The sequence below is a fragment of the Christiangramia forsetii KT0803 genome, from assembly GCF_000060345.1.
GTDB classification, from domain to species: domain Bacteria; phylum Bacteroidota; class Bacteroidia; order Flavobacteriales; family Flavobacteriaceae; genus Christiangramia; species Christiangramia forsetii.
Genome location: NC_008571.1, coordinates 2,875,315 through 2,898,067, shown reverse-complemented (window position 1 = coordinate 2,898,067; position 22,753 = coordinate 2,875,315). Strand labels below are relative to the sequence as shown.

Here is a 22,753-nt window from a genome sequence, read left to right as displayed (position 1 = left end):
GCGATATTATCCACATTTCTTCAGCATTTTTCAAAATACTGAATCATAAGCGAATAGCGCTATTTAAAAGGTTTTCAAATACATAGGGTGGTAAAACTTATCAACATTGTGGTAAAAAGTGGTAAATTGTGGTAATATTTTCAATATATTTGACTCTATAAAGCTTAACCGTGATAAATCTAATTGGGACATACGAATGTAAAGTCGATGCGAAAGGCCGTTTAATGGTGCCTTCAGCATTGAAGAAGCAATTGGCTCCCATGATGCAGGATGGTTTTGTGATTAAGCGAGCAGTTTTTCAGAACTGTTTGGAGCTTTACCCGATGGAGGAGTGGAATGTGTTAATGAAGCGAATGAACGGGTTAAACAGGTTCAAAAAAAAGAACAACGATTTTATTAGAAGATTTACCGCTGGGGTTAAAACCGTTGAGGTTGATACCAACGGCAGGCTTTTAATTCCGAAAGATCTTGTTGGGTTTGCCGGAATTGAGAAAGAAATTGTCCTTTCTTCAGCAATCAATATTGTTGAGATCTGGGATAAAGATAAATATGAACAAACCCTTGAGGATTCTTCAGATGATTTTGCAGATCTGGCTGAAGAAGTGATGGGAAATGATGATTTTGATGGAGTATCATAATCCAGTTCTTTTAAAAGAGTCTGTTGATGGCCTTGATGTAAAGCCTGATGGAATCTATGTGGATGTAACCTTTGGTGGAGGAGGGCATTCTAAAGAGATTCTTAAAAGACTTGGTCCCGATGGAAAACTTTATGCTTTTGATCAGGATAAGGACGCTCTTGAAAATAAGATTGAAGATGGCCGTTTTACGCTTATCAATGAAAATTTCAGGTATCTGAAGCGTTTTTTGAGATTTTACGGTATTAAAAAGGTGGACGGTGTTCTTGGTGATTTTGGCGTTTCCTCGCATCAGTTTAATGAAGCTGAAAGAGGATTTTCAACCAGATTCGATGCGAAACTGGATATGAGAATGAACCAGGGTGATAAGTTGAGTGCTTATGAAGTGATCAATGAATATGAAGAGGAGCAGCTAAAAAAGTTGTTTTGGGCTTACGCAGATCTAAAGAACGCACCAAAACTGGCAAGAACGATTGTTTCTGAAAGAAAAAACAATCCTATAGAAACAAGTGAGCAGTTGAATGATTTATTGAAGCCTTTATTATTTAAAGGAAAAGAAAATAAAATTCTGGCTCAGATATATCAGGCAATTAGGATAGAGGTGAATCAGGAGATCGAAGTTCTAAAAGAGTTTTTGTTGCAAACTGAAGAGATCCTTAAGCCGGGTGGAAGACTGAGTTTGATCTCTTATCATTCTCTGGAAGACAGATTGGTAAAAAGGTATATAAGAAGCGGTTTGTTTGAGGGAGAGCCTGAAAAAGATATGTATGGTAATATCTCGGTTCCCTTTAAAAAAGTAAATGGATTAATAATTCCTTCAAAAGAGGAGATTCAGCAAAATAACAGGGCGAGAAGTGCCAAGTTAAGAGTGGCGAGAAAGCTTTAGAAGAAGATGAAAAAAGGTTTTTACAACATATTGAAAGCGAATTTTTTAATCAGTGAAGATGCTGTAAAAAACTGGCGTTTTATCGTTTTCTGTACCATGCTGGCCATTATTATGATCGCAAGTTCGCACAGCGCGGAAAAAAAAGTGCATCAAATAGCAAAATTGAATAATGAAGTGAGAGAATTGAGGAGTGAGTTTGTTGAGAGACGTTCAGATTTAATGAAGATTAAGATGGAGTCTACCATTACTGGAAAAATGATAGAAAAAGGGATAGGGCCTTCAGAAACCCCGCCCAATAAAATAAGAGTGATAATAAAAGATTAACCCGCAATGGCTACAACCGAAAAAAGCATCCTGAATCGAATGTATTTCGTGGCCGGCTGTCTGCTTGTTTTTGCGATAGCGGTAGGGTTTAAATTGCTTGATATTCAGTTTGCGCATGGAGAGCATTATAAAGAGCTGGCTGAAGAGCGCACTTTGAAAAATTTCAAAATTCCTGCGAATCGCGGTAATTTATATGATGTAAATGGAAATCTCCTCGCAACATCGGTTCCTAAGTATGATATACGTTTTGATGCTGTAACAGTATCTGATGAAAATTTTGAAGAGAACGTAGGCTCGCTTTCAGAAAAACTTTCAGGAATGTTGGGTCGCTCCACGTCTTATTATTCTCAAAAATTAAGAGCTGCAAGAGCGAACAAACAACGTTATGTTTTGATCGCTAAAAACCTTGGGTATTCAGATTATATGAAGATAAGACAATTCCCAATGTTTAATCTTGGAACTTATAAAGGAGGGATGATTACTGAACAAAGTACCGTTCGTGAGCACCCGCTTGGAAAAATGGGCGAAAGAACTGTTGGTTACGAGAGAAGGGATGAAAATGGATATTTTACCAGAGTAGGTCTTGAAGGTGCTTTTAGTAATTATTTGAGAGGAACCGATGGTAGAAGACTTAAGCAAAAGATCGCTAAAGGACAATGGAAACCTATTAGTGATAATAATGAAATGGAGCCAAAAGATGGTTATGATGTGGTTTCAACGATAGATGTGAATATTCAGGATATCGCACACCATTCATTATTACGTCAGCTGGAATATTTTGAAGCTGAACATGGAACGGTGGTGGTAATGGAAACTGCAACCGGAGAGATCAAAGCTATGTCTAATTTGGGTAGAACCAAAGAGGGTACCTATTTCGAAAAACGAAATTATGCGGTCTATGAGGCTCATGAGCCTGGTTCTACGTTCAAATTAATGGCAATGGTAGCTGCACTTGAAGATAAGGTGATAGACACCAGTGACGTGATAGATACCGAAAAAGGAGTCGTAAGATTTTATGGGAGACCAGTCAGGGATTCTCGTCATGGCGGGTACGGAGAAATTTCAGCGGCCAAAGCTTTCGAAGTTTCTTCTAATACAGCATTTACAAAAATGATCACCGAAGGATATAAGAATGATCCTTCAAAATTTGTTGATCGACTTTATTCAATGGGACTTAACCAGAAGATTGGTCTTGAAATCAAGGGTGAGGGATCCCCCCGAATTCCTCACCCACAAGACAAAAGCTGGAACGGTTTGAGCTTACCCTGGATGGCATTTGGTTATGGAGTTTCAATAACACCTTTGCAAACCCTGACTTTTTATAATGCTATAGCCAATGATGGTGAAATGATCAAGCCAAGATTTATTAAAGAAGTAAAAGATCGTGATAAGCCAATTATCACGATGGATAAACAGGTAATGAACCCTGCAATTTGCTCGGTGGAAACCGCAAAAAAGGTAAGGGCGATGATGAGGAAAACTGTGGAGCGTGGTACTGCGGCCAATATTTATACGGAGAATTTTTCGATGGCCGGTAAAACAGGTACCTGTCAGACAGAATACTGGATCGAGCCGGGAAGATACATTGCATCTTTTGCGGGGTATTTCCCTGCTGAAAACCCTAAATATTCCTGTATCGTGGTAATACATAAGCCTAACAGAAGAAAAGGTTATTACGGGAATATTGTCGCTGCTCCGGTTTTTAAAGATATCGCCAGAAAGATTTATACCGATACTCCGGTAATGGACGAATTGGAATCTTTGGAAGTAAATGATAAAAAGGTGAAAACCGATTTTGAAAAATACTATACCAAGATGCAGGATGAAAAATTATTGATGCCAGATGTTACCGGAATGCCGGCAATGGATGCAATCTCAATTCTGGAGAATCTTGGATTAGAGGTGAGATTTAATGGTAAGGGAGTGGTAAAAAGACAATCTGTATCTGCAGGACAAAAACTAAAGAATAAGCAAACGGTAAAATTGGAATTGAGTTAATGAGCGTTCTAAAAGACATACTCTATAAGGTGAATATGAAGGCAGTGACCGGGGATACCGGCGTAACCATCAATAATATTCATTTTGACTCTAGAAAGGTACAGTTGAATGATGTTTTTATCGCTATAAGAGGAAGTATTTCAGATGGTCACGATTATATTAAGAACGCAGAAAACCAGGGTGCACTGGCAATTGTATGTGAAAAGATCCCTGATGAAGTTATCAATGGGGTTACCTATATAGAGGTAGAAGATACGAAGAGAGCACTGGCCTATATTTCTGCGAATTATTACGATAATCCTTCTGAAAAATTAAAACTGGTTGGAGTAACCGGCACCAACGGGAAAACTACCATCGCTACTTTATTGTACGATCTTTTTACAAAAGCCGGTTTTAAATGCGGGCTTCTTTCTACAGTAAAGGTAATGGTGGGAAATGATGAGCATACTGCCATAAGAACCACTCCAGATTCTATTACCATCAATTCTTATTTGAAGGATATGAATGATGTTGGTGTTGAATTTTGCTTTATGGAAGTGAGTTCTCACGGAATAGACCAGCATAGAACCACGGCTTTAAAATTTGAAGGTGGGATTTTTACGAATTTGTCACATGACCATCTGGATTATCATAAAGATTTTGCGGAATACCGCGATGTGAAAAAACGCTTTTTTGATGAATTACCGGCTTCGGCATTTGCGCTTACGAACGTAGATGATAAGAACGGGGAGATAATGCTTCAGAATACGAAGGCTAAAAAACATACCTACGCTTTAAAGTCTTTTGCAGACTATAAAGCTCAGATTCTGGAAAATAATTTTACTGGTTTATTATTAAAAGTTGATGATCAGGAATTGTGGACGAAACTTATAGGAAATTTCAATGCTTATAATGTTCTGGCAATTTACGCCATGGCAGACCTTTTAGGATTGAAAACTTTAGAAATACTTCGAATAATCAGTGAACTGAATTCAGTAAGCGGAAGATTTCAGTATGTGATTTCAGAAAAAGAGAAGATCACAGCAATTGTAGATTATGCGCATACTCCTGATGCTTTAAAAAACGTACTGGAAACTATCAATAGCATCCGAACCAGGAATGAGGAATTGATTACGGTTGTTGGTTGTGGGGGAGATAGAGATACTACCAAAAGACCTAAAATGGGGCATATCGCTTCCGCTTTAAGTACAAAAGTGGTCTTTACGAGCGATAATCCCAGGACTGAGGATCCGGATAAGATAATTGAAGAAGTAGAGGGCGGGGTGGAACCTCAGAATTTTAAAAAAACAATGAGTGTCACCAATAGGAAACAGGCCATAAAAACAGCCTGTCAAATGGCGGGGCAAAATGATATTATTCTCATTGCCGGAAAAGGCCATGAGACCTACCAGGAAGTTAACGGAGAAAGGGTTGATTTTGATGATCTCAAGATCGTGAATGAATTTTTAAAACAACTGGACAAATAATGCTGTATTACTTATTCAAATTCTTAGAAGAGCAGTATCAGTTGCCTGGTGCGCAGTTGTTTGATTTCCTGTCATTCCGATCGGCAATGGCGATCATTTTGTCGCTTGGGATCTCCACAATTTATGGTAAGCGAATCATTAATTACCTAAGGGCGAAACAAATTGGAGAAAGCGTTCGCGACCTTGGATTAAAAGGTCAGACAGAAAAAGCGGGGACTCCAACCATGGGAGGGGTGATAATTATCATTGCAACTCTAATCCCGGTATTGCTTTTTGCAAAACTTGAAAATATTTATGTGATCCTTTTGATCGTCACCACTTTATGGATGGGCGCTATTGGCTTCCTGGATGATTATATCAAAACCTTTAAAAAAGATAAAGAAGGTCTTAAAGGAATCTTTAAAGTGATCGGGCAAATTGGGCTTGGATTGATCGTGGGTTGTACCATGTATTTCCACCCTCAGATCACTACCAAGGAAGTGGTTACGGAAACTAATCCTACGGAAAATGTGATCGCCCGTGCCGAGGTGGTAGATATGGGACCTGAAGTTAAGGATACCACTACTACCATTCCTTTTGTAAAGAATAACGAATTTGAATATTCAAGTTTGATCAGCTGGATCAACCCTTCGCTGGTAAATTATGCGTGGTTAATTTTTATCCCTATTGTAATATTTATAGTAACAGCGGTATCTAATGGAGCGAATCTTACCGATGGAATCGATGGACTTGCCGCAGGCTCTTCAGCCATAATAGTTTTAACACTAGGTCTTTTTGCCTGGGTTTCGGGTAACATCATTTTCTCAGATTATCTGAATATTATGTATATCCCGCGTTCCGGAGAAATGACAATTTTTATCACTGCGTTCGCCGGTGCCCTGGTTGGTTTCTTATGGTACAACACGTATCCCGCGCAGGTTTTTATGGGAGATACCGGGAGTTTAACCATAGGGGGGATCATTGCGGTTTTGGCTATCGCAACCAGAAAAGAACTATTGATTCCAGTTTTATGCGGAATATTCTTGATAGAAAATCTTTCAGTAGTAATGCAGGTAGGATGGTTCAAGTTTACCAGGATGAAGTATGGTGAGGGAAGACGAATTTTTCTGATGTCTCCATTGCACCATCATTATCAGAAGAAAGGGAAACATGAAAGCAAGATTGTAGTGAGGTTCTGGATTATCGGAATATTTCTGGCAATCCTAAGCATAATTACTCTAAAGGTTAGATAAGCTGGAAACTGTGGGTAAGAAGATAGTCATACTGGGAGGAGGAGAAAGCGGAATTGGAACTGCAATTCTGGCGAAGAAAAACGGATATGATGTCTTTCTTTCAGATAAAGGAAAGATCAAAGATAAATACAAAGAAGTTCTTAAACATATTGAGATCGAGTGGGAAGACGAAAAGCATACAGAGTCTAAGATTTTTGATGCAGATGTGGTTATGAAAAGCCCGGGAATTCCTGATAAAGCTCCAATGATCGTTAAGCTGAAAGAAAAAGGGATTTCTGTAGTTTCTGAAATTGAATTTGCCTCCTGGTTTTCTGAAGTTCCTGTTATAGGGATTACCGGAAGTAACGGGAAGACAACCGTGACAAATCTCGTTCAGCATTTACTGAAAGAAGGAGGGATTAATTCAGGAATGGGAGGGAATATTGGAAATTCATACGCCAAGATGGTCGCCGAAGAAATGCATGATTGGTTTGTACTGGAATTGAGCAGTTTTCAGCTGGATGGAATTGAAAAGTTCAAACCGCATATTGCGATTCTAACCAATATCACTCCGGATCACCTGGATAGGTATGATTATAAACTGGAAAATTATATAGCCTCAAAATTCAGGATAGCAGAGAATCAAACCGAAGAAGATTATTTTATCTACGATGCAGATGACAAGAATATTACAGACTGGCTTGAAAAGAACCCTGTAAGATCTCAAAAATTGCCTTTTTCAATAGAGAAGAAAATTGAAAATGGCGCATATATAGAAAACGAAAATATTGTTGTAACAATTAATAATACAAAATTTACTATGCCAACATCAGAACTTGCCCTACAAGGCAAACATAATGCTAAAAATGCCATGGCCGCTTCCATGGTATCCCAATTACTTCGTATTAGAAAACAGACTATACGCGAGAGTATGGCTAGTTTTCAGGGGGTTGAACATCGTCTTGAAAAAGTACTGAAGATCAATAATGTACTTTACATAAATGATTCTAAAGCAACCAATGTAAACGCTACTTTTTACGCGCTGGAGAGCATGGAGTCTGAAACGGTTTGGATTCTTGGAGGCGTGGATAAAGGAAACGTTTATGATGATCTTTTACCCCTGGTAAATGAAAAAGTAAAAGCCATAATCTGTCTCGGTGTGGATAATGAAAAGATCGTGAGTGCTTTTGGAAATATCGTTGATACGATGGTGGAAACTACCTCGATGAGCGAAGCAGTACAAATGGCTTACAGACTCTCTGATAAAGGTGATAATGTGCTATTATCTCCGGCATGTGCGAGTTTTGATCTGTTTGAAAATTATGAAGATAGAGGAAGACAATTTAAAGAGGCGGTAAGGAATTTATAGAATTGATAAGACGTCATCCTGAACTTGTTTCAGGATCTACAAAATAGATTTCATGAGAAGCTGAAACAAGTTCAGCTTGACGAAAAAAGGAAAAATTGATAAGAGTATAAATGAGTAACGTTTTTTCAAATCTTAAAGGAGACAAGGTGATCTGGGCAGTAGCCGGACTGTTGGCTATATTTTCGTTTTTGCCGGTATACAGTGCCAGCAGTAACCTTGCGTATCTCCATGGCGATGGGAGTACTTCCGGGTATCTGGTAGTACACTTTTTCCATTTGCTTTTAGGATTTTGCGTATTGTTCGCAGTGCATAAAATACCTTATCATTATTTCCGCGGAATTTCCATTTTATTATTACCAGTGGTGATTCTGCTGTTGTTATTTACAATGGCTCAGGGAACTACCATAGATGGGGCGTATGCCAGTAGGTGGATACAGATTCCGGTACTAAATGTATCATTTCAATCCTCTACTCTGGCAGCCGTGGTACTTATGGTCTATGTGGCCAGATATTTATCCAAAATCACTGAAAAAACTCTGACTTTTAAAGAGACAATTCTTCCGCTTTGGCTGCCTGTTTTCGTGGTATTAGTATTAATTTTGCCGGCCAATTTCTCCACAACGGCGATCATTTTTTGTATGACCCTGGTGTTGATGTTTTTAGGCGGATACCCCATAAAATACCTGGGTGCAATAGTAGGCGTTGGGATCGTTATGCTAAGCATTTTTGTTCTTACGGCCAAAGCATTTCCCGGTCTTTTGCCAAATAGAGTGGATACCTGGACAAGCAGGATCGAAACATTTTTTGACGATGATGAAGGAACGGAGCAATATCAGGTTGAAAAGGCCAAAATTGCTATAGCTCAGGGAGGAATTACAGGAACGGGAATTGGCAAGAGTGTTCAAAGAAATTTTTTACCACAGTCATCTTCAGATTTTATATATGCGATTATTGTTGAAGAAATGGGATTAATAGGTGGCTTTGGAGTGATGCTTGCATACCTTTTATTGCTGTTCAGGATCGTGATTGTAGCAACCAAGGCCAATACGGTCTTCGGAAAACTCGTTGTAATGGGTGTTGGACTGCCGGTAGTTTTTCAGGCGCTTATAAATATGGGAGTCGCGGTGGAACTTTTTCCGGTAACGGGACAAACCCTTCCGCTTGTTAGTAGTGGAGGAACATCGGTTTGGATGACTTGTATAGCACTTGGTATTATTTTAAGTGTAAGTGCAAAACGAGAAGAAATTAAAAAATCAGAAAATAGTGGAATAGAAGAAGAGGGGGAGAATCCTCTCGACATCTTAAGCGAAGCGATATAAAAGCCTATAATGGGCATTTAAAAAATGGTCAATAACAAACGAAATAAATAAAGAATAAGGGAGACTAGTTAATTTTTAAATAGATGAAAGAAGGTTTACGAGTCATATTATCAGGTGGAGGTACAGGTGGACATATCTATCCTGCGATTGCCATCGCCGATGAAATAAAGAGAAGGTATCCCAATGCGGAAATTCTCTTTGTGGGTGCTCAAGACCGAATGGAGATGGAAAAAGTTCCACAGGCGGGTTATGAGATCAAAGGTCTTTGGATTAGTGGAATTGATCGCTCGTTTAGCCTTAAGAATTTCATATTCCCTTTTAAACTAATGAGTAGTCTTTCAAAATCGAGAAAGATCATCAAAAAGTTTAAACCGGATATTGTGATAGGAACCGGTGGTTTCGGAAGTGGCCCATTGTTAAGGATTGCGATTTCTAAAGGAATCCCAACCTTGATCCAGGAGCAAAATTCCTTGCCGGGTGTAACTAATAGGATTTTATCTAAAAATGCAAGTATTATTTGTGCGGCCTATGAGAAAGTAAAGGATGTTTTTCCTGCTGAAAAAACGATCATTACTGGAAATCCTGTAAGACAGGATCTTCTGAAGGTAGATCAACTTCGAGAGGAAGCTTTAGAATATTTTCAGCTCTCGAAAGATAAGAAAACAGTACTGGTACTTGGTGGAAGCCTTGGAGCCAGAAGGATTAACCGGCTTATTGAAAATGATCTTAAGAAATTTAAGGATGAAGGAGTACAGCTCGTATGGCAGATTGGGAAACTTTATTTTGATGAATACAGGAAATACGACTCAGCAACTGTAAGAGCAAAAGAATTCATTAATAGAATGGATTTAGCTTATGCTGCGGCTGATGTGATTATTTCCAGAGCTGGAGCTGGAAGTGTTTCAGAATTATGTGTCGTTGGAAAACCGGTGCTGTTCATCCCATCGCCAAATGTGGCTGAAAATCACCAGGCGAAAAATGCTATGGCGGTAACAGAACACGACGCAGCGTTAATGATTACAGAAGATGAGTTAACCGAAAGGTTCGAGCCGTGTTTTTTCAGCCTCTTACAAGATGAAAGAAGAATGAATCGTTTCGCTGCAAATATCAAAAAACTGGCGTTGCCAAATGCAACTTCAGATATTGTAGATGAAGTTGAAAAATTAATAAATAACAAGGTCTAGTCGGTTTTTAAAACCTGACAGGATTAAAGATATAATTTGAAAGATTTAAACCACATAAAACATTTTTACTTCATCGGGGTCGGTGGAATAGGGATGAGCGCCCTTGCCAGATATTTCAAGGCGAAAGGGAATTTTGTGGCTGGTTACGATCGAACTTCAACAGAATTGACCAGGATGCTGGAGGATGAAAATATTGAAGTTAATTATGAAGATGATATTACTATAATTCCTGAAACTATTCTCAATAATCAGGAAAATACCCTTATTGTTTATACCCCTGCGGTTCCAAAAGATCATAAACAATTTGAGTTCTTAAAAAAGAAGAATTTTGAGGTTGTAAAAAGAGCTGAGCTTCTTGGAATGGTGACCGATCAAAAATATTGTCTGGCAGTTGCAGGAACTCATGGTAAAACAACTACGACTGCTATTCTCGGACATTTATTGAAGGAAACCGGAGCGAAGGTTACGGCTTTTCTGGGCGGTATTAGTGAAGATATTCAGTCAAACCTGATCATGCAGGGAGATAAAGTGGTAGTGGTGGAAGCTGATGAATTTGATCGTTCATTTCTGAAACTTTCGCCAAATCTAGCTGCGATCACTTCTATGGATGCAGATCATCTGGATATCTATGGAGATAAATCTGAACTGGAAAAATCATTCAGAGAGTTTGCAGCCAAAGTGCCGGAAGATGGAAAACTTTTCGTGAAGAATGGGTTGCCTGTAAATGGAAGTAGCGTTGGAATAAATGATAACAGCGATTTTTCAGCTCAAAATATTAGAATAGAAGAAGGAAGTTATGTTTTTGATCTAAAAACACCTTCAGAAACTATAAAGAATTTAAAATTTAATCTGCCCGGCAATCATAATTTGCTAAATGCTATAACAGCCCTGGCAATGGCGATCGAGTACGGAACCTCAATCCACGATCTCACCAGGGCTTTATATTCATTTAAAGGTGTAAAGCGCAGATTTAGTTATAAAATAAAGAAGGATCACCTGGTTTTAATCGATGATTATGCGCATCACCCTACAGAAATTTCAGCAGTACACCAGGCAGTTCGTGAAATGTACCCCAACAAAAAAGTTTTAGCGGTTTTTCAGCCCCACCTGTTTAGCCGTACCCGTGACTTCGCTGAAGATTTTGCCTCAAGCCTTTCAGATTTTGATAAGGTATTCCTGCTGGATATTTATCCGGCAAGGGAATTACCCATTGAAGGGATTTCTTCAGCATGGTTACTGGATAAAATTTCAAATACTAATAAGGCACTTATTCAGAAGAAAAATTTAAGTGAAATGATTAAGACTGAAGAGGCTGAGGTTGTGGTGATGATGGGTGCTGGAGATATTGGCGAAGAAGTTGAAAAAGTAAAAAAAGCATTGTTACATGAAGCGTAGTTTAGGTTACATAAAGGCTCTCGTTTTAGTGGCAATAATCTGCCTTTTATATGGTTTTGCTGAGAAACGGCATAGATCAAGGGGTATCAAAGAAGTAAAGGTAGAATTTACTGATAATGAAAATCTCTATGTGACTGAGGAAGTGGTTAATAAATTGTTAATACAAAATAATGCGACCATCTCGAGCATAGATAAAGAAACTTTAGATTTGAATAGGGTGGAATCTCTTTTAAATCAACATCAAATGATTGAAAATGCGGAAGTTTACCTTACACTCGATGGAAAACTGGAAGCAAAAGTAAGTCAGAGAAAGCCGATTGGTAGGGTTGTAGGGAATTCATCATTTTATTTGGATAAGAATGGGGAGATCATGCCACTGTCTCAGTTTTATTCAGCGAGAGTTCCGCTAATGTTTGGTTTTGATGGTTCAAATGTTTCAAAAGCTTACTCAATTATTAAGCATATAAAAGAGGATGAATTTTTAAACAGACATATCACCGGGATTAACCGGTTAAATGGAGATAAATATAGCCTTGAACTAAGAGAGCAGGATTTTGAACTGTATATGGGAGATTCAAGCAACGTGGCGTTGAAATTCAATAATTTTAAGGCCTTTTATAAGAAAGCACAGAAAGAAAATAAATTAGATACCTACAAAAAAGTGAACTTACAATTTGGAGATCAGGTTGTGTGCACGAAAAAATAGTTTATGGAACAGAACGATATTGCAGTAGGCTTAGATATTGGAACAACAAAGATTGTGGCTATGATTGGTCGCAAGAATGAGTACGGCAAGGTGGAGATCATCGGGATAGGAAAATCTAAATCTCTTGGCGTACATAGGGGCGTAGTGAATAATATCACACAAACCATCCAATCTATTCAGCAGGCAATACAGGAAGCAGAAGCCGATAGCGGTTTAAAAATTAGTGAAGTGGTGGTAGGCATTGCCGGGCAACATATTAGAAGCCTTCAGCATAGTGATTATATCACTCGGCAGAATCCGGATGAAGTGATAGATGCCGATGATATCCATACACTTTGTAACCAGGTTCACAAGCTGGTAATGCTTCCGGGAGAAGAAATTATTCATGTACTTCCGCAGGAATTTAAAGTAGACGGGCAGGCTGAAATTAAAGAGCCTATCGGGATGTATGGAGGGAGACTGGAAGCTAATTTCCATGTGGTAGTTGGTCAGGTTTCTTCGATTAGAAATATTGGAAGATGTGTAAAGAGTTCCGGACTTGAACTTTCAGCAGTAACCCTGGAGCCATTGGCTTCAGCAAATGCCGTGTTGAGTCAGGAAGAAAAAGAAGCCGGAGTAGCGCTTATCGATATAGGTGGTGGTACTACCGATCTGGCAATTTTCAAGGACGGAATTATTCGCCATACGGCGGTGATCCCTTTCGGAGGTAATGTAATTACTGAAGATATTAAAGAAGGATGCTCGATCATTGAAAAGCAGGCTGAATTACTGAAGATTAAATTCGGTTCAGCATGGCCGGGTGAAAATAAAGATAATGAGATTGTTTCTATTCCGGGTTTACGAGGAAGAGAACCGAAAGAAATTACCCTTAAAAATCTTTCTAAGATCATTCATGCGCGTGTAGTTGAAATTATCGAACAGGTTTACCTGGAGATCAAGAACTATGGTCATGATGAACAGAAGAAGAAACTGATTGCCGGATTAGTACTTACCGGTGGTGGTGCGCAATTAAAGCACATCAAGCAACTTGCTGAATATATCACAGGGATGGATACTAGGATAGGCTATCCTAACGAGCATTTAGCCGGAACAACAGATTCTGAAACTACAAGTCCGGTTTATGCAACCGCTGTAGGATTAGTGATGAATAGCCTTGAAAAAGGAAATAGTAGATTTCAGGAAGAAGCCGTGCTTTCAGAGAATAGTCCGGTAGAAGGTTCCGAAGGAAATGAAGACGGAGATCAGTTTTATGAAGAAGCTGATCCAGAGGAACAGACCTCGAAAAAAGTTGCCCGCAAAACTATTTTTGACAAGTGGGCTGAAAAATTTAAAGATTTTTTAGATAACGCAGAGTAATAAAGATACAACCAGTAAAACAGAGTTTATGAGCAGTAAAGAATTTGGAGACATCTCATTCGATTTACCTAAGAATCAATCGAACGTCATCAAAGTGATAGGAGTAGGCGGTGGAGGAAGCAATGCCATCAACCATATGTTCCAGTTGGGAATAAAAGGGGTTGATTTCGTTGTTTGTAATACCGATTCCCAGGCACTTGATAACAGTTCGGTTCCTAATAAGATTCAATTAGGTGTGACCTTAACTGAAGGACTTGGAGCAGGAGCAAACCCGGAAGTTGGAGAAAAAGCAGCTGTAGAGAGTTTTGAGGAAATCAAGCAAATGTTGGATACCAATACTAAGATGGTATTTATCACCGCAGGAATGGGTGGTGGTACCGGAACCGGTGCAGCACCAATTATTGCTAAACAAGCTAAAGAACTTGGTATTCTAACGGTTGGTATTGTCACAATTCCTTTTCAGTTTGAAGGAAAAAATAGAAATGAACAGGCGCAATTAGGAGTTGAGAGACTTAGACAGAATGTAGATTCCCTGATTGTGATTAATAATAATAAGCTTCGTGAGGTTTATGGAAATCTTGGTTTTAAAGCCGGATTCTCTAAGGCTGATGAGGTGCTTGCTACAGCTTCCAGAGGGATCGCTGAAGTAATTACGCATCACTATACGCAGAATATTGACTTGCGGGATGCCAAAACCGTACTTAGCAAAAGTGGTACTGCAATCATGGGGTCCGCTCAGGCTTCAGGAGCCAGCAGGGCTACAGATGCTATTATGAAAGCTCTTGATTCTCCGTTATTAAACGACAATAAGATCACCGGTGCCAAAAATGTTTTACTGCTAATTGTATCTGGTAACGAAGAGATCACTATAGACGAAATTGGAGAAATTAACGATCATATCCAGGCTGAAGCTGGTCATAGCGCGAACATTATTATGGGTGTTGGTGAAGATGAGGCTTTAGAAGATGCTATTGCTGTAACTATTATCGCTACTGGTTTCGATGTAGAGCAGCAAAATGAGATCACTAATACTGAAACTAAAAAGATCATTCATACGCTTGAAGATGAGCAAAGAGCGGAACAGGACTTAACTGCTAAAAGATCTGCTCCTATTTCCCAGGTAACCAATGCGCCTGTGGATGATAGTCCCAAGAATGAGTTGCAATTTGAAGAGCCTGCAAAGGACGAGAAAATAGTGCATACGCTCGATGAATCTGAGGAAGAAGTGGACGAAGTGGGGAATATTCATAAAAAAGTGGATGATGTTCTAAAAACCCCGGATTTTGCCAGAAAACTGGATGTTACCTATGAAGAAATAGATCCAGAAGATTTCATCATCAATGATGCTGGTGAAGCGGCAAGAGCGATGGAAGCGAACAAGCCGGAAGACGAAAAGTCTGAAAACGAAGAGCAGTTCATGTTTACTTTTGATATGCCTATGAAGAAAGAGGAGGCACCACAGAGTGAAACTTCTAAAAAAGTTACCAGACATAGCCTTGAAGATGAAGAGATAGAAGAAAGAACTAAGAATATACAAGTAAACGAGCCGGTAGAAATTGTTCCGGTTACTGAAAGTTCTGCTCAGGGTGTAAAGAGATATAGTCTTGATGATTATATGGAAATGGAAGAAAAACTGGAAAAGTCTAAAGCTCCAAAAAAGGAAGAAATTAAAGATGAGACTATAGCCTTTGAAAAGAAAACTGTAGCACCTTCTCCTGAAAGAGAAAATACGGGGGATGGTCATGATCCTTTCGATAACCCTATTTCTTCTGAAGTCGTAAGACAAAGAACTGCAGAAAGAAAGGCGAAAATGAAGGAATTCAATTATAAGTTCAGAACCGGTGGATCAGCTCAAATAGACGAGATTGAAAAGCAGCCTGCTTATAAGAGAGCCGGGATTGAGCTCGATAATTCCAAACCCGGTGAAGGAAAGCTTTCCCGAACCAGCATAGATCAGGACGATAATAATGATCTTCACTTCAGGAAGAACAACTCTTTTCTACATGACAATGTAGATTAGTTTTATAATCTCATTTGTCACATCGAGCGCAGTCGAGATGCTTATATTAAGCCTTCAACTGCCCTCATGCTTACATAATTATCTAAAAGTGTTTGAGTTTTTGAACATTTTATTATTCAATCTAGAAACGAAAAAAGGGACGCAATTTTGCGCCCCTTTTTTTATTTAAAAAATTAAGATGAGATTAATTCTGGCTTTTTGCCTGAACTTCATCGGTATCTTTTCTGTATTTTAACATTGAAATTCCGGCGACAAAGAATACGAAGCCAAGGATGGTGAGCGCCCAGGGGCTAAGCATTAACGCTACACTACCAAAAATTCCTAATACGCCCATTACAAGTGCAATTGCACCTCCAATAAGCATAATCATTGCTAAGACTTTAATCATATCTTGTTTTATTGGTTAAGAAATAAATGTACTTAAACAATTAAGAATAGCTACAATATTAACAAATTTTACAATTCTACATGAAGTCGTAATATCTCTTTTTTCGTTTCCTCTTCGTCCGCCCAGCCTTGTATTTCAGTCTTATCTGCGGGATCATAATTTGTAAACCAACTTTCCAGAATTTCTTTAGCAGGTTCATACTTTTTAACGAAATCTTTAAAAGTTTCAGTATTAATCGTCCTTAAATTTAGGTCTGCAGGAATTGCAATCACCTTGTAGTCTTCTTCACCGGCATCCATCAGTTTCAACATTCCTATGGGGATTATTTCAATAATTTTCCCAGAAGGAATTGTGGAGCTAAGCACCATTACGTCCAGGGCGTCGCCATCCCCTCCTTTCTCAGGGTTTGAAAAAGTTGAGGGAATAAAGCCGTAATTGGCTGGATACGCAAGAAAATCAATAGTTCTTTCTTTTCCGTCTTTCAAAGATGGCTTAAAGATCTTTGAAACTTTATCATATTCAATTTTGGAATTGGTTCCTGCGGGAATTTCAATTACTGCCTGGTAATATCCATTTTGAGATTTTAAATCTGTATTTAGGTAATCTACCTGGGACTTACATCCGTACATTAAGCATAGGGTTATGACCAACAGAAAATTACGCATCTCTAATTCCAGTAGATCATAAAGTATTTAATTTTCGCATCATCAGGAATTTGAGAGGCCATGATCTTACTATCGGTATCATACCTTAAATTCGTAGGTAACTGATTCTTATCTATGGTAATATAAGCGTTGATCTCATCTAGAAACACTACCGCAGAATTTATCGTATTCTCTATTCTGGAAATATTGTAATTCTCCACGATTTCCTTAAATGAACTTTTGATATTTACTCCATGCTTGGTTTCATAGCGAGCGTCAAGAATTCTAATATAGCCAATAGTGCTTGTAGAATCAAATTCCTGTAAAGGTTCAAGGCTCATTAATGCCTGGCCTTCTTCACTAAAGACCTTAATTTCATCTGTTGAGCGAAATTCCTGAGGGCCACTCGTTTGTCTAACAATACTATCTCCCTGAAATATAGAATCTAACTGATGTATCTTATTCTCTTTTTTTAGCGGGCCAACCTGAGTGGGAGAAATAAGAAAAGGATTTTCTTCATCACTAGTACAGGATAATACACTTACACATAAACCAATAATTAATAAAGCTCTTTTATACATTTTAAATTGGGTAATTTTATTTTAAAAATTTATTCAGAATTCCCATCACTCCTCGAATAAAGGTTGCGCTGGTTAGGACTTTTATAATAGCTCCTTCACTACTTTTTGTTCGACGGCGGGAACTGGGTTTCGTTACTTCTTTTCTTTCTTTTTCGGCTTTTTCTTTCGCTTCTTCTTTCTCAGCCGTTTCAATCTTTCTATTTAGAATTTCGTAAGCACTCTCTCTGTCAAGTTCTTCATTGTATTTTGGAACAAGAGCAGAACTGTTTATTAAATCTTTTAATTCTTTATCTGAAAGAATATCCATTCTACTCATGGGAGCTCTAAGCATTGTAGCAACAAGTGGAGAAGGTCTCCCTTTCTCGTCTAAAGCTGAAACCAATGCCTCTCCTATACCTAACGCTGTAAGCATATTTTTGGTATCATAAAATTCTGAAACCGGATAATTTTCAGCAGCAAGTTTAATCGCTTTTCTGTCTTTTGCCGTAAATGCCCTTAGAGCATGCTGAATCTTTAAACCTAACTGACCAAGTACCTCCTCTGGAACATCGGCGGGATTTTGGGTCACAAAATAAATTCCCACACCTTTAGACCTAATTAATTTTACGATACTTTCAATTTGATCTAACAATGCATCTGAAGCTTCTTCAAAAATAAGATGAGCCTCGTCTATAAACATCACTAGTTCCGGTTTGTCCATATCACCTTTTTCTGGAAAGGTGGAATAAATTTCCGCAAGCAGGCTTAGCATGAATGTTGAAAAAAGTTTTGGCCTATCCTGAATATCTGTAAGTCTTAGAATATTTACATAACCTTTACCGTCTCGAGTCTTTCTAAGCAGATCATTTACTTCAAACGATCTTTCTCCAAAAAAAAGATCTGCTCCCTGTTGTTCTAAAGACACGATTTTTCTCAAAATAGCACCGGTAGAGGCTCTGGAGATTCTTCCGTAGTTTTTTTCAAATTCTTCTTTTCCGTTTTCGGTTGAATATTGAATGATCTTTTTAAGATCTTTAAGGTCAAGTAACGGAAGCTGGTTATCATCGCAATATTTAAAAATAATTGCCAGGATGCCTGTTTGAGTGGAGGTAAGATCTAGTATTCGGGATAATAACACGGGGCCAAACTCGCTAACAGTAGCTCTTAACCTAATCCCTTCCTGGTCCGAAAGTGTTAATATTTCAGCGGGTGAGCTTGTGGCTGAAAATGGAAAATCAAGTTTTAGATGTCTTTCGGTAATAAAATCTTTTTCTTCTGCAGCTTCAGCAATACCACTAAGATCTCCTTTTACGTCCATGAGCATTACAGGAACTCCCTTTTCTGAAAGATTTTCAGCAATGATCTGAAGTGTTTTTGATTTTCCGGTTCCGGTAGCTCCAGCGATCAAACCATGTCTATTCATGGTTTTTAGGGGAATTTTTACCGCGGCTTCAGAATGTACCTCACCATCAATCATCCCTGCGCCCAGATAAATATAATCTCCCTTGGTGGTATAGCCTTTCTGAATTTCTTCTACAAATTGTGCTTTTTTATCCATTGATGCTAAGTTATTATAAAAATGATAATTCAAAAGAGGAAATTTCCGGCTTTTAAAAAATAGGTATTCCGTGTTGATTCAGTTTTTAAATATTAAATCAGTTTAAGAAATAACAGATTATCTAATATATTTGAAAGTATCAATTTCGTCTACCATGTTTAAATATCTTTCAATCGTTGCAATATTTCTGCTTATTGCAAGCTGTAGTATGAGCCAGAATGTGCTTAAACAGGTTTCTTTATCTCAAAACAGCAAACTTTCCGAAGTATTCAGCAATCCCGAGAAATATGAGGTTCAGATCATTTATTCCAGAATAATACGGACTGATGGAGCAGTGGAATTTGAAGATTATAAATATAGAGTTGATGCTGAAGCATATTTTTACCCTGCCAGCACAGTGAAATTACCAATAGCTGTTTTAAGTCTTGAGAAGGTCAACGAATTGAGTGAAGAGGGCATTGATATTTATAAATCTACCCCTTATCATCTGGAGAATGATTCTATTAATCATAGCATTGCGAATGATATAGATGCGATTTTCGCTGTAAGTGATAATGATGCATATAACCGGCTTTTCGAGTTCCTTGGTCAGGATTATATCAACGCCAAGCTGAAATCTAAAGGACTTGCTCCGGTTCGCATCTCCCATAGATTTTCAGGAGAAGGATCGGGCGATACTCTTACAAAACAAATGATCTTTAAAACGGAAAATGGAGAGTTCAAGTTGCCAGTTTCCAATAATGCTAAGGCAGATTCCCTTATGATCCATGATGTGATAAAAGGAGTCGGTTATATAGAGAATGAAGAGAAGGTAGACGAGCCGTTTAGTTTTGCTTTTAAAAATTATTTTCCGCTGGAAACTCAGCATAAACTCATGAAAATGCTATTTTTCCCAGGTAATTTTCCGAAATCAAAAAACTTCCATATTGAACCTGAACAAATGGAATTTCTGAAACAGGCGATGGCTACATTACCCGGAGAAGCCGGCTATGACGAACAAGAATTCTATGATAGTTATGGCAAGTTCTTTATATATGGGGACTCAAAAGAGCGAATCCCTTCTCACATCAAGATATATAATAAGGTAGGTTATGCTTACGGAACATTAACGGAAACGGCTTATATCACCGATGAAAAGAATAATATAGAATTTCTTCTTTCAGCAAGTCTTCTTGTAAACCAAAATGGAATATTCAATGATGGAGTTTACGAGTACAAACATCTTGGGATTCCCTTCCTGGCTGAGTTAGGTAGAGAGCTTCATCAAAAAGAACTAAAGCGAAAAAAATAAAATATCCTCTATTTCACTGCCGGGGATAATAGTCTAATAGTTCCATTTGTTGCGTCAAGTTCGGCCTGGATTCCATTTGGGATCGTAACATTATCGTCAATATGGCCAATCATTGCTCCAGAAAATGCTGGAATTCCCAGAGGTTTAATATAGTGATCAATGACTTCTTCCAGAGTCAGGGATCCATAACCGCTACCGCCGGGATCACAATCGGTACATTTGCCGAAAACAAATCCGCTGATCTGGTTCAGTACTCCACCAAGTTGAATTTGTGTCATCATTCGGTCTACGGCATAAATCTTTTCTCCAACGTCTTCGAGATATAGTATTTTACCTGTCCAGTCTTTAGGAAAATATTCAGATCCCATAATTCCTGTGAGGACGGAAAGGTTGCCCCCTAGTAATTGTCCCTTAACACTACCCTCATTAATTACTCGTATCCTGTTTTTGGTTTGCACCAATTCATCCCCTTTTGACGCTGGATTACTATATGTGATGGCTTCGTTTTTAAATAATAAACGTCTTAAATAGTCAGCACTAAAAGAATTCCAGGTGGACACGGCGACAGGCCCATGAAAGCTTACCAGACGGGTTTTCTCAAATATTGCCAGGTGCAGAGCCGTAATATCACTGTAGCCGATAAATATCTTTGGATTATTCATTATTGCCTCGTAATCCAGTTTATCAAGTATCCTGGCCGCTCCAGAACCACCTCTCAAAGCAATAATCGCCTTTACAGACTTATCCCGAAACATTTCATTTAATTCTTCTGCCCGCTCTTCATCTGTTCCGGCTAAATGCCCATATCGGTTTCTGGTGTTTTTGCCGAATTTCACTTTTAGTCCCATCGCTTCAAAAAATTCTTTGGCAATGGTATAAGGTTCAGATTCAAAAATTGCACTGGCAGGGCTAACAATTCCTATAGTATCTCCTTCTTTAAGTGCTTCAGGTATTAATACATCCTCATCGAGAATTTCTGCTTTATTTTGATCGAAACTAAGTGGGTTTAGGGGTAACATAAGTCCGCCGATTCCAATATTCTGAATAAATTTTCTTCTTTGCATTTGAGTATTGCTGTTTAATAATTATCTCTGATCATTTCCAGAATGCGAGTCATGCCTTGTTTTAATTCTGAAGTAGGCACGGTATAATTACTATTCATAAAGCTAAAAATAAGCGTTTTTCCACTTTTGGTAATAAGAAAACCGCTAAGGCTATGATTATTTCTTAAAGTTCCTGTTTTGGCATAAATATAAGGAGTTTCAGCTTTGTAATAATTCTTAAGTGTTCCAGATTCACCTCCGGCTGCGAGGATCTTGAAAAGTTCTTCTTTCGGCATCTCCTTTTCTATTTTTTCAATCAGCTTAATCATTGACCTTGGAGTAAATAAATTGTACCTGGAAAGTCCTGACCCATCAACCCACTTAGCTTCATCAAGGAGATCCCCTAAATAATTCTCTTTCATATAATCTATAGCAATGCTTGTTTTTAAACTATCTGAGATTTTATCGGCGGCCATTAAAAGGATCTGTTCAGCAATAAAATTATCACTTACCTGCATCATACGTTTATAAATGCTATCACCAGGAACACTGTAGAGAGTTTTGTTAAACTTAAGGGTTTTGGTATCTCCTCTATATATTTCAACTTTCCTGTTTAGTGTATCTGAAAGTAACTTTACAATAAGTTCTGAAGAGAAGTTAAAAGGAATATTTTGGGTGAAATCTTCCTCTCTCGGGAAATTTTGATATTCCATTTTATTTGAAGCAATTTCCCTTTGAACATATTTGTTTTTAACTTTTGCCGGTTTTATTGCATGAATAGAATCTGATAGCAATCCTGGTTTTATAGAGGGCTTAGATGCTCCTTTTTCAAATTTAATTTCTATCAGATTACCGTAGATAGGAAAATCAATTTTTTCCGCGGAATAATAAGAATCATAATCATCCCACGCCCAGCCAGATCCTAATCGTTTTTCTTTAAATACCGGGGGGGCATAAAACAGCTTTTTATCACTGTTCTTTAAAAAGTTCCATACATGGGATTTTGGTAATTCAGGATTTAAAAATGATGGATCTCCAGTGCCTTTAAAAATTAAACTATCGCCTACAGTGGTATATTTTAAAGCCGGAATGGAACCTCCCAGTATCTTTAATCCAGTGTAGAGGGAAAAGAGTTTAGTGTTAGAAGCCGGGGTAAAATATTTTTCAGCATTGTGGGTGTAAAGCATTTTATCTATAGCCGGATCATATAATGCAAAACCAGCGTAGCCTTTTTTAAATACTGGGGATTCATGAAAATCTGTTTCTATTTCTTTATTTGTTTTTTTAATTGCTGAACAGGATATAATTAAAAGCGAGCTTAGGAATAGCATTGATTTAACAGCTATACTTAATTTTACTGAATGTTTGATCATGGTGTTAAAAGAGTAGAATATAATCGT

General features: G+C 38.2%; 20 protein-coding genes. 14 read left to right on the top strand and 6 right to left on the bottom strand.

Features of this window, described 5'->3' with window-relative positions:
- Positions 1–170: 170 nt before the first annotated feature.
- From mraZ to ftsZ, 13 genes are all read left to right on the top strand, one after another.
- Positions 171–638 (top strand): division/cell wall cluster transcriptional repressor MraZ, encoded by a 468-nt coding sequence (mraZ, locus tag GFO_RS13085; RefSeq protein ID WP_011710633.1) that lies wholly within the window; start codon positions 171–173, stop codon positions 636–638.
- Entirely contained in the window at positions 625–1,521 is an 897-nt protein-coding gene (gene rsmH, locus GFO_RS13080; RefSeq protein WP_041250385.1) for a 16S rRNA (cytosine(1402)-N(4))-methyltransferase RsmH, read from the top strand. Before mraZ ends, rsmH begins: the two co-directional genes overlap by 14 nt.
- A gap of 6 nt (positions 1,522–1,527) precedes the next feature.
- Complete coding sequence (locus tag GFO_RS13075) at positions 1,528–1,845, top strand: FtsL-like putative cell division protein (RefSeq protein WP_011710631.1); 318 nt, start codon at positions 1,528–1,530, stop codon at positions 1,843–1,845.
- Positions 1,846–1,851: 6 nt separating this feature from the next.
- The gene (locus GFO_RS13070; protein ID WP_011710630.1) at positions 1,852–3,843 is read left to right on the top strand and encodes a penicillin-binding protein; all 1,992 of its coding nucleotides are present in this window, start codon (positions 1,852–1,854) and stop codon (positions 3,841–3,843) included.
- Entirely contained in the window at positions 3,843–5,309 is a 1,467-nt protein-coding gene (locus tag GFO_RS13065; RefSeq protein WP_011710629.1) for a UDP-N-acetylmuramoyl-L-alanyl-D-glutamate--2,6-diaminopimelate ligase, read from the top strand. Before GFO_RS13070 ends, GFO_RS13065 begins: the two co-directional genes overlap by 1 nt.
- Positions 5,309–6,541, top strand: a complete 1,233-nt coding sequence (gene mraY, locus GFO_RS13060) for a phospho-N-acetylmuramoyl-pentapeptide-transferase (protein WP_011710628.1) — start codon at positions 5,309–5,311, stop codon at positions 6,539–6,541. The genes GFO_RS13065 and mraY overlap by 1 nt, the downstream gene beginning before the upstream one ends.
- Positions 6,542–6,551: 10 nt before the next feature.
- On the top strand, positions 6,552–7,889 hold the full coding sequence (gene murD, locus GFO_RS13055) for a UDP-N-acetylmuramoyl-L-alanine--D-glutamate ligase (RefSeq protein WP_011710627.1): 1,338 nt from the start codon (positions 6,552–6,554) through the stop codon (positions 7,887–7,889).
- 110 nt (positions 7,890–7,999) lie between these two features.
- Positions 8,000–9,208: an FtsW/RodA/SpoVE family cell cycle protein gene (locus GFO_RS13050; RefSeq protein WP_011710626.1), complete on the top strand. Its 1,209-nt coding sequence runs from the start codon at positions 8,000–8,002 to the stop codon at positions 9,206–9,208.
- 83 nt (positions 9,209–9,291) lie between these two features.
- A complete protein-coding gene (murG, locus tag GFO_RS13045) occupies positions 9,292–10,392 on the top strand; it encodes an undecaprenyldiphospho-muramoylpentapeptide beta-N-acetylglucosaminyltransferase (RefSeq protein WP_011710625.1) in 1,101 nt (366 codons plus the stop codon).
- 36 nt (positions 10,393–10,428) lie between these two features.
- Positions 10,429–11,787, top strand: coding sequence for a UDP-N-acetylmuramate--L-alanine ligase (gene murC / locus GFO_RS13040; RefSeq protein WP_011710624.1), 1,359 nt, complete (start codon positions 10,429–10,431; stop codon positions 11,785–11,787).
- Positions 11,777–12,493: a cell division protein FtsQ/DivIB gene (locus tag GFO_RS13035; RefSeq protein WP_011710623.1), complete on the top strand. Its 717-nt coding sequence runs from the start codon at positions 11,777–11,779 to the stop codon at positions 12,491–12,493. The genes murC and GFO_RS13035 overlap by 11 nt, the downstream gene beginning before the upstream one ends.
- A gap of 3 nt (positions 12,494–12,496) precedes the next feature.
- Positions 12,497–13,849: a cell division protein FtsA gene (gene ftsA / locus GFO_RS13030; RefSeq protein ID WP_011710622.1), complete on the top strand. Its 1,353-nt coding sequence runs from the start codon at positions 12,497–12,499 to the stop codon at positions 13,847–13,849.
- 28 nt (positions 13,850–13,877) lie between these two features.
- A complete protein-coding gene (gene ftsZ, locus GFO_RS13025) occupies positions 13,878–15,869 on the top strand; it encodes a cell division protein FtsZ (RefSeq protein WP_011710621.1) in 1,992 nt (663 codons plus the stop codon).
- A gap of 184 nt (positions 15,870–16,053) precedes the next feature.
- Here the strand turns inward: ftsZ and GFO_RS13020 are convergent, their stop codons facing one another.
- From GFO_RS13020 to GFO_RS13005, 4 genes are all read right to left on the bottom strand, one after another.
- Positions 16,054–16,257 carry a hypothetical protein gene (locus GFO_RS13020; protein ID WP_011710620.1) on the bottom strand — a complete coding sequence of 68 codons (204 nt, stop codon included), beginning with the start codon at positions 16,255–16,257 and terminating at the stop codon, positions 16,054–16,056.
- Between the two features lie 68 nt (positions 16,258–16,325).
- A complete protein-coding gene (locus tag GFO_RS13015) occupies positions 16,326–16,886 on the bottom strand; it encodes an inorganic diphosphatase (protein ID WP_158308628.1) in 561 nt (186 codons plus the stop codon).
- Between the two features lie 38 nt (positions 16,887–16,924).
- On the bottom strand, positions 16,925–17,482 hold the full coding sequence (locus tag GFO_RS13010) for a hypothetical protein (RefSeq protein WP_011710618.1): 558 nt from the start codon (positions 17,480–17,482) through the stop codon (positions 16,925–16,927).
- A gap of 16 nt (positions 17,483–17,498) precedes the next feature.
- The gene (locus GFO_RS13005) at positions 17,499–19,019 is read right to left on the bottom strand and encodes a helicase HerA-like domain-containing protein (RefSeq protein ID WP_011710617.1); all 1,521 of its coding nucleotides are present in this window, start codon (positions 19,017–19,019) and stop codon (positions 17,499–17,501) included.
- Between the two features lie 154 nt (positions 19,020–19,173).
- Between GFO_RS13005 and GFO_RS13000 the strand changes: the two genes are divergently transcribed.
- Positions 19,174–20,310 carry a serine hydrolase gene (locus GFO_RS13000; RefSeq protein ID WP_011710616.1) on the top strand — a complete coding sequence of 379 codons (1,137 nt, stop codon included), beginning with the start codon at positions 19,174–19,176 and terminating at the stop codon, positions 20,308–20,310.
- Between the two features lie 8 nt (positions 20,311–20,318).
- Here the strand turns inward: GFO_RS13000 and GFO_RS12995 are convergent, their stop codons facing one another.
- The gene (locus GFO_RS12995; protein WP_011710615.1) at positions 20,319–21,374 is read right to left on the bottom strand and encodes a S66 peptidase family protein; all 1,056 of its coding nucleotides are present in this window, start codon (positions 21,372–21,374) and stop codon (positions 20,319–20,321) included.
- A 14-nt stretch (positions 21,375–21,388) separates the two neighbouring features.
- Positions 21,389–22,726: a D-alanyl-D-alanine carboxypeptidase gene (locus tag GFO_RS12990; RefSeq protein ID WP_011710614.1), complete on the bottom strand. Its 1,338-nt coding sequence runs from the start codon at positions 22,724–22,726 to the stop codon at positions 21,389–21,391.
- Between the last annotated feature and the right edge of the window lie 27 nt (positions 22,727–22,753).